Source organism: Evansella clarkii (assembly GCF_002019695.1).
Taxonomy (GTDB): Bacteria; Bacillota; Bacilli; order Bacillales; family Salisediminibacteriaceae; genus Evansella; species Evansella clarkii.
The window spans coordinates 417786-425518 of sequence record NZ_KV917376.1; the positions used below are offsets into that span (position 1 = coordinate 417786).

General features: G+C 43.3%; 7 protein-coding genes. 3 read left to right on the forward strand and 4 right to left on the reverse strand.

Features of this window, described 5'->3' with window-relative positions:
- The first annotated feature begins 231 nt into the window (after positions 1-231).
- Positions 232-1695, forward strand: coding sequence for a SulP family inorganic anion transporter (locus BK582_RS01820; protein ID WP_244895315.1), 1464 nt, complete (start codon positions 232-234; stop codon positions 1693-1695).
- A 55-nt stretch (positions 1696-1750) separates the two neighbouring features.
- The gene (locus tag BK582_RS01825; RefSeq protein ID WP_338066792.1) at positions 1751-2173 is read left to right on the forward strand and encodes a universal stress protein; all 423 of its coding nucleotides are present in this window, start codon (positions 1751-1753) and stop codon (positions 2171-2173) included.
- An 88-nt stretch (positions 2174-2261) separates the two neighbouring features.
- Here BK582_RS01825 and BK582_RS01830 read toward each other — a convergent pair whose 3' ends face one another.
- Positions 2262-4106: a Xaa-Pro dipeptidyl-peptidase gene (locus BK582_RS01830; RefSeq protein ID WP_078592722.1), complete on the reverse strand. Its 1845-nt coding sequence runs from the start codon at positions 4104-4106 to the stop codon at positions 2262-2264.
- Positions 4107-4653: 547 nt separating this feature from the next.
- On the opposite strand from BK582_RS01830, the gene BK582_RS27975 reads away from it, so the two are divergent.
- On the forward strand, positions 4654-4782 hold the full coding sequence (locus tag BK582_RS27975; protein ID WP_276328185.1) for a hypothetical protein: 129 nt from the start codon (positions 4654-4656) through the stop codon (positions 4780-4782).
- A 14-nt stretch (positions 4783-4796) separates the two neighbouring features.
- Here BK582_RS27975 and BK582_RS01840 read toward each other — a convergent pair whose 3' ends face one another.
- The 3 genes from BK582_RS01840 to BK582_RS01850 form a co-directional block, all read right to left on the reverse strand.
- On the reverse strand, positions 4797-6188 hold the full coding sequence (locus BK582_RS01840) for an MATE family efflux transporter (RefSeq protein ID WP_078592724.1): 1392 nt from the start codon (positions 6186-6188) through the stop codon (positions 4797-4799).
- 23 nt (positions 6189-6211) lie between these two features.
- Complete coding sequence (locus BK582_RS01845; RefSeq protein ID WP_078592725.1) at positions 6212-6661, reverse strand: MarR family winged helix-turn-helix transcriptional regulator; 450 nt, start codon at positions 6659-6661, stop codon at positions 6212-6214.
- 328 nt (positions 6662-6989) lie between these two features.
- On the reverse strand, positions 6990-7733 hold a 744-nt coding region (locus tag BK582_RS01850), incomplete at its 5' end, for a group II intron maturase-specific domain-containing protein (RefSeq protein ID WP_244895316.1).

The following is a 7733-nucleotide window of genomic DNA, read 5'->3' on the forward strand; positions in this document are numbered from 1 at the left end:
TTTCCAGTATTTATAAAGCACCCAAGCAGGATTTTTACAAATTATTGAACACAGATAGAATAAAGGAGAAAACGAAAGTATTCAGGATAAAAATATAAGATGTTTACGCTTACATGTTATTTTGTGTTTTTCTGATTCTCTGTTAAACTCTCCATGTTCTTGCCGGATCGAGCTTCTTACGGAGAGGCTCAAATATTAAAAAATAATTTAAAATCAGAAAGAGGTGCAGCAGTGAATTTTACTGAAAAACTGAAAAAAGAATGGTTGGGAAATGTCAGAGGTGACGTCCTTGCGGGAATCGTTGTCGCTCTTGCTCTTATACCGGAGGCAATTGCCTTCTCCATTATTGCGGGTGTGGATCCAATGGTGGGTCTGTATGCGTCATTCTGTATTGCAATTGTCATTGCTTTTGTTGGAGGGAGACCGGGAATGATTTCCGCCGCTACAGGCGCGATGGCGTTACTGATGATAAATCTTGTCGCCGACCATGGTCTCGAGTATCTACTTGCAGCTACGATTTTAACCGGCGTCCTGCAGGTGCTGTTTGGAGTGTTTAAACTGGCAAGCTTTATGAAGTTTGTTCCCCGCTCTGTGATGATCGGCTTTGTTAACGCATTAGCAATTCTGATTTTCACAGCGCAGCTCCAGCATTTTGTGAACGAAACATGGGTTATGTACGCACTTGTGGCATTAACATTATTAATTATTTATGGTCTGCCCAAAATTACGAAGGCGGTCCCTTCTACACTAGTTGCAATTGTTGTAGTCACTGCTATTGCGATTACAATGAACTTCGGCGTTCGTACAGTCGGCGACATGGGGGCATTACCTGCAACATTGCCGCTTTTCGCCCTGCCGAACATACCATTGACTTTTGAAACGTTAATGATCATTTTTCCTTACTCTCTCGCACTGGCGATAGTAGGTTTGCTTGAATCGTTATTGACTGCGTCCATCGTTGATGACATGACTGACACTGACAGCGATAAAAATAAGGAAAGCCGTGGACAGGGTATTGCTAATATGGTAACCGGCTGCTTCGGTGGCATGGCCGGCTGCGCCATGATTGGACAGTCTGTTATTAACGTCAAATCAGGCGGCAGAGGACGTCTTTCCTGCTTAGTTGCCGGTGTGTTCCTTATAGTACTGATCCTTCTTCTCGGTAATGTGGTTGTACAGATTCCTATGGCCGCACTTGCCGGAGTTATGATTATGGTATCTATCGGAACTTTTGACTGGAATTCCTTAATAAACATTCATAAAATCCCTCGTACCGACGCAATCGTCATGGTAGTTACAGTCGGAACTGTAGTATACACACATGATCTTGCTAAGGGAGTATTTGCAGGGGTAATTCTAAGTGCAATTTTCTTCGCGTGGAAGATCTCAAGAGTTAAGGTGGAGACGATGCTCTCAGAAGATAAAGTAGAAAAAACTTACTTTGTTAATGGGCAGCTTTTCTTTGCTTCAGTTACAGATTTTGTCGCACAAATTAACTATAATGACACGGTGGATAAAGTTATAATTGATGTAACTCAAGCTCATTTATGGGACGATTCCGCCGTTGGTGCCATCGATAAGATTGAATATAAATACGAACAAAAAGGCGTGGAAGTGGAGATAAGGGGCCTTAACAAGGAAAGCTCGCAGCTCATGGAAAAAATCGGCGGTTTAAGCAAAGCCTCGGGACACTAATTCAAAGGAATCTGTTGCCTTAATCTTATGGTTAGAACAGAAAATGGGGGCCGTAATGATGTTTAAAAATATTTTGCTCGCCGCTGATGGATCTCCTCACTCATTCAGAGCTGCCGAAAAAGCAATCGGGCTTGGAAAGTTAACGGATGGAGCTGTTATAGAAATTCTTTATGTGCTTGACGGAAGCAAGTCAAAATCAGATGTTTTAAAATACGGCGATTCTGACACCGCTTCTTTAAAAAGAAAGGAAATGCTGAGCAGATATGAAAATCTGATCAGCGAGTCCGGGCTCAGCTGCAAAACCACGATTTTGCATGGTACTCCGGCAGAGACAATTATTAAACATGCAAATCAAGGGAAATACGACTGCCTCGTTATAGGCAGCCGGGGCCGCAGCACTGTCCAGACAATGATTCTGGGAAGCGTAAGCCATAAAGTAATGAAGCATGTAAAATCACCGGTTGTGATGGTCAAATAATCTGAAAAACTGCTGGGAGAGCAATCGCTCCCAGCAGTTTTTGTTTTACCCATTTATCCCCTTTTCTTCAGGGGACAATTCAATTAATCTACTTACCTTCTAAAACACTTCTGCCACCTGTAATCGGCAGAATGACTTTACTTCTTGTCGGTGTCACAGTGATTTCAGTGCCTCCGGATGGACGGAGAGTATAATCGTAATCACTTGCAAGGAGGACGACACCAATTCGATTCCCTGCTTCAAATACGTAATCATGAGGCTGCATGTCCCATTCGAATGTATAATCCCTTCCAGGAACAATGCTGATGGAGCGGTCTGCCGAATGAATATTTTGCGGGTCCATCCAGCCTCTTGTAATAATACTCGCATTATTATTTTCATCGTATTCCACGAGCAGAGCAGTCAAGTTAGCAACCGGCCGATCGATGCTCGCGCGAATACTCACTTCAGGTGTTCCGCTCATATGCAAATCTTCCGATAAAATATCTGTTAGATAAACGAGGCGGTTATCATTCGTGTTATCCGGATCAGCAACGAGAGTGTTTGCTCTTGTCTGCGGAGCATCAATAAGCGTTTGTTTATCGTGAGGACGGTTCGGAACAGGCCTGCTGTGAATGGATCCTGTACCTTCTCCTTCACCTTTTAAATATAAGCTGGTTGTTTCTGCCTCCACATGAGGCCAGTTTTCCTGCTGCACCCAGCTCCGGTCCTCACGCTGTATATTTACCATTTCCTCATCCATAATGCCATTTTCAATCCCGTACAGCCAGTAATCGAACCAGCGGTGACGCTCCTCATTCCAGAGAGCTGCCGGCGGTGCTCCGTGGCCTCCCTGATGGAGCCAGAGCTTACGGTCCACATCATTTTCTTCGAGAGCTTCCCACCATTGGGCAAACTGCTTTGTTTTCACGTTCCAGTCGTTGAGCCCATGGGCTACAAGTACACTTGCTTCGATATTATCAACATCATTTAAGTAATTTCTCGCATCCCAAAAATCATTATAGTCCCCTGTAATTCTGTCTTCATCTTCAATCATCTGGTCTATAACAGGCTGGCATATAGCAGAGTTAGCCCGGGTGTTTACGAAACCAAGAAGAACACTTGCATCCTCACCCTGGTATCCCCCTGGCGCTACGACAGCTCCGTTGGCGCGGAAATAATCATACCAGCTGCTAATCGCCACGATAGGAACAATAGTTTTAAGGCCTTCCACACCTGTAGTAGCTACACCATTTGGCAATGTGCCGTTATATGAAGCACCAATCATTCCCACATTTCCCGTCGTCCAGTCAGCAAACACCTCTTCGCCATCCGAATTAAACGCACGGGCATTGCCGTTAAGCCAGTCGATAACCGCTTTCGTACCTGCAATCTCCTGGTAATCCCCGATAGTGGCACAGCCAGTTGATTTACCAGTACCAATACTCTCTCCGAGTATTACTGCATAACCTCTTGGTACAAAATAGTTCCCGAGAGCTCCAAGGTTTTGAGGCCCTGCATTCGGTCCCCGGCCTCGCCCGACTCCTTTCCCTGGGTGGGAAACAGGATTAAGTTCCACATCTACATCAAAAAACGGATAAGACCAGTCCAAGCCTGCCCGGTAAGGACTCATTTCGTAAATAACCGGCACCTGGATTCCTTCTGGAGTATCAGGACGCATTATACGTATAGCGACCTGGTCCAGTTCACCGTCTCCATCACTGTCTACGGTGGTTTCCACCATTAATTCTTCCACAATCGCATCTTCCGTAGTGTAAATAGGTTTAGTGACACCGTTATCCAATTCAATGTTAGTTACATCAGTTGCTGTTTCCGGAATCGTTCCGTTCAGCGGCAGATCCTCAGCTGCAGCACCTGGGCTTGCAGGTACAGAAAACAAAGAAAAAACTAATAAAAAACTCAACAGTGAAACCGACATTTTTTTTCTCAGCATAACTGCCTCCTTTTTAACTGATTCTCATCCTTACTGAAAAAAACACTCCCCTCCTTCATTTTAAGATTACAAAGTAATCATATATTAAAAATTCAGAATGTTAGATAAAATAATGTTTTTTTGCCAAAAGGGGATAATAAAGTCCTTGCCGCACACTATTTCATCTGCTGAGTGGAAGGAATATAGTCCCCCCCAGGATAGTAAAATCAGCTTATATGCTTCCGAGGGAAATTGGAGGGGGAAATGTATCTCTCCCAGTTTCCAGGATACTTCAGGTGGAATTCACAGGCTTTTATGAGGATTGCTTCTCTGCATTGAAAAAAGCCCCCATTCTTTCTATGAAGAATGAGAGCCTGGAGGCTGCATGTACAATATTATTTTTTAAAGAAGCTGAAACAGTACTCTAAATAATTCTTTTTTACACTGCCGCTTTTATTGTGTAACCTCCCCAATCACTTAGTGCTGCTTTGACTCATAAAATGAAGTATCTTCTACTTTTTAAAAAATAACGATTATCATTAACTAACAGCAGAAGGGGGCTTAATAAATGGAACAGGATGTGGGTCTGCTTGTCAGCGGTATACTTTTAATCGGTGCAATTTTGTTTGTCATTGGACTCTCGTTGGATTTCTTTTCACAGCTTGGGAAAAACGGTAACACAGACGGCTTCCTTTAAATGGAGGCTGTCTTTTAAGAGGAGGATACAGGCGGTGTCTCGTCCTCCATTTTTACTTTATCCGGCTTTACTAAAAATAGTTTTCGGTCTCTGTAAAGTAATGCGGCAGACAGAATAAACGCAAGCACATCAGCGATTGGAAATGCGAGCCACACACCCATGACTCCAAAATAATGGGGCAGTATCAGTACGAGTGGAATCAGGAACAGCACCTGGCGCGCCATTGATAAAATTAGCGCCGGCCTCGCTTTTCCTAATGCCTGGTACAAGCCGCCGCTTACCACCTGCACTCCGATCAGTATAGCAGCAGCAAATATAATTCTCATGCCTTCTGCCCCTGTACTGATTACTTCCGGATCAGAAGTGAAGATTCTCATAAACACTTCCGGGAATAACATTACGATCAGGAAGATAGCAGCTGAATAGACAGTGACCACTTTAAGCCCGAGCCAGACTGTATCCCGCAGCCTGTCATATTCTTTCGCTCCGTAATTATATCCAATCATAGGCTGCATTCCCTGCAGTATCCCCATCATTGGCATTAACGTAAACATAAGCACCCGCTGTACAATTCCGAACACCCCGACATAGAATTCGCTTCCAAACCTTATAAGCATGGTATTAATGGCAATCATCATCACACTACCCGCCACTTGCCTGAAAAATGCAGGCATTCCAATTACAACGACTTCCTTGATCAGATCAAACCGTGGTTTCATATCTGCCAGGGAGAAAAACAACGTGCTTTTCCCGGTCATAAAGTAACGTACAATTACAATACTGACAGAAGCCTGAGCAATTACTGTGGCTATTGCCGCTCCCTGTACACCCATATCAAGATAAATAATAAATACAGGGTCAAGCAGTATATTCAGGACAGAAGGAATAATCATCGTCATCATGGCAAAACGTGCATTTCCCTCTGAACGAATAATAGCGTTTGTAGTAAAAGCAAAGGAGAAAAAGAAAGTACCAATTAAAATAGGAAACAAGTAATCCCTTGCGTAAGGGAGAATCTCCGCTGTTGCACCGAATAAGTACAGCATCTCTTCCAAAAATAAAAATGCGCTTAAAAATCCAGCGATGCTCACCACGAAAATCATAGTAAGTATGTTACCAAAAACTTTGTTCGCATCCTCTTCCCGCTTTTCCCCCAGCCTTCGGGATATGACAGAAGCTCCTCCGATACCTACAGCCGCGGCTACCGCCATCATAATCATCATCAGCGGAAAAGCGATGGTCACACCTGCGACCCCCTGAATTCCCACGAAATGGGAAATGAAGATTGTATCAACTACATTATATAAAGCCATTACAAACATACCGACCATAGCCGGTATGGATAGGTTTCTTAACAGCTTAGGAATAGGTTCCGTCCCAAGCCTTTTACTTTGTTCTTTTTGCATAGTAATTCCTTCTTTCAATCAAATCATCGTGCTGATATTTTCATGTCCTGCAGATTTTCTCTCATTCGTTTTATCCAGGATAGAAAGAGCTGCTGTTCTTCCGGAGAAAATCCTTTTAGCAAGCTTTCTTCAATCTCATAAACTTCATTTGAAAGTTTTTCCTCAAGGTATTGTCCGGCAGCAGTAATACTAATCACTTTCGATCTTCTGTCTTCCTTACTGTCATCTTTCGTTATCAGTTCTTTTTTCAGAAGTGTGTCAATAATTCCGTTCATTGTGGAGGCCTGGATATACAAACGTTTCTGAAGTTCTGCCTGCATAAGTTTTTCATGCTGGTTTAAGATGTATAACACTCTTGACTGAGCAGCAGTTAAGCCATGTTCTGCAAGCTTTTTATTATAATGGTTCTGAATCAGATGAGCAGCCATCCCAAGGTGGTAGCCAACTAATTCATCCATTTTCTTTTTCGCCATATTTTCTTAGCTCCCTAAATAAAATGTCTTGACTAATATAACATGAAATCCTGTTTTAACTCAATAGAAATATTTCGGTAATCGAGGTAATTGTTTAGTGTCCTAATTTTTTATCAGTCTGAAAACGGCGGAGAGTAAAGCTAATCTTTTTTATTAAAAATCGCCGATTGGGGAGCTTAAGGCCAAGACAGTAGCGTAGTTGTACTTATACATTAGCCTTAAAAATATCTCTTCGAGTGCAATCGAGTAGGAGGGGGTGACTAACCCCCGACCTCTCACACCACCGTACGTACGGATCCGTATACGGCGGTTTCATGAAAATCAAACGTTATATCAACGATTTCAAACCCATCCTGCGCCAATAGGCGTCATTAAGCGTATGGTGGAGAATTGGGCTACAGGCGACTCGCCAGTAGCCTTTTCTTGTGTTTCCCCATTCATAAGCCTTCTGCTTCGATACTCCCAAGGCGATTAGGTTTCTGACTTTTGTTTTCGGTTTCTTCCATTCTTTCCATCGTACCATTCGAAGTCTTCTTCTTATCCACTTCATTAATTCCTTTAATACCGAGGGTGTTTCCGCCAGTCGGAAATAATTTCTCCAGCCGACGATAAACCGGTTCAGCTTGCCAATTCTGTATTCCATAGGAATACTTTTCTTTCGGGAAGTAATCTCACGGATTCGACCTTTTGCCCGTTGGATTGATTCCCTGTGTATTCTTATTTTCGCTTTTCCTTTAGAAGAAGCTGTGAAACTGAAACCCAGGAACTTTCGTTTCCACGGACGGTCTACCGCGCTCTTTTCCCGATTTACCTTTAGCTTCAGTTTATCTTCAATGAAGGTGATCATGTTCTTTCGGATACGCTCTGCGGCTTTCTTTGACCCCGTGTAAATCTGGCAGTCGTCCGCATAGCGGACAAAGCGAATACTCCGTTTCTCCAGTTCTTTGTCCAATTCATCCAGGACAATATTTGAGAGAAGCGGGCTTAATGGACTCCCTTGGGGAGTCCCCATGTCGTTTTGCCTAACTAATCCGTTTTCCATGATTCCTGCCTGAAGGTATTTCCGGATGAT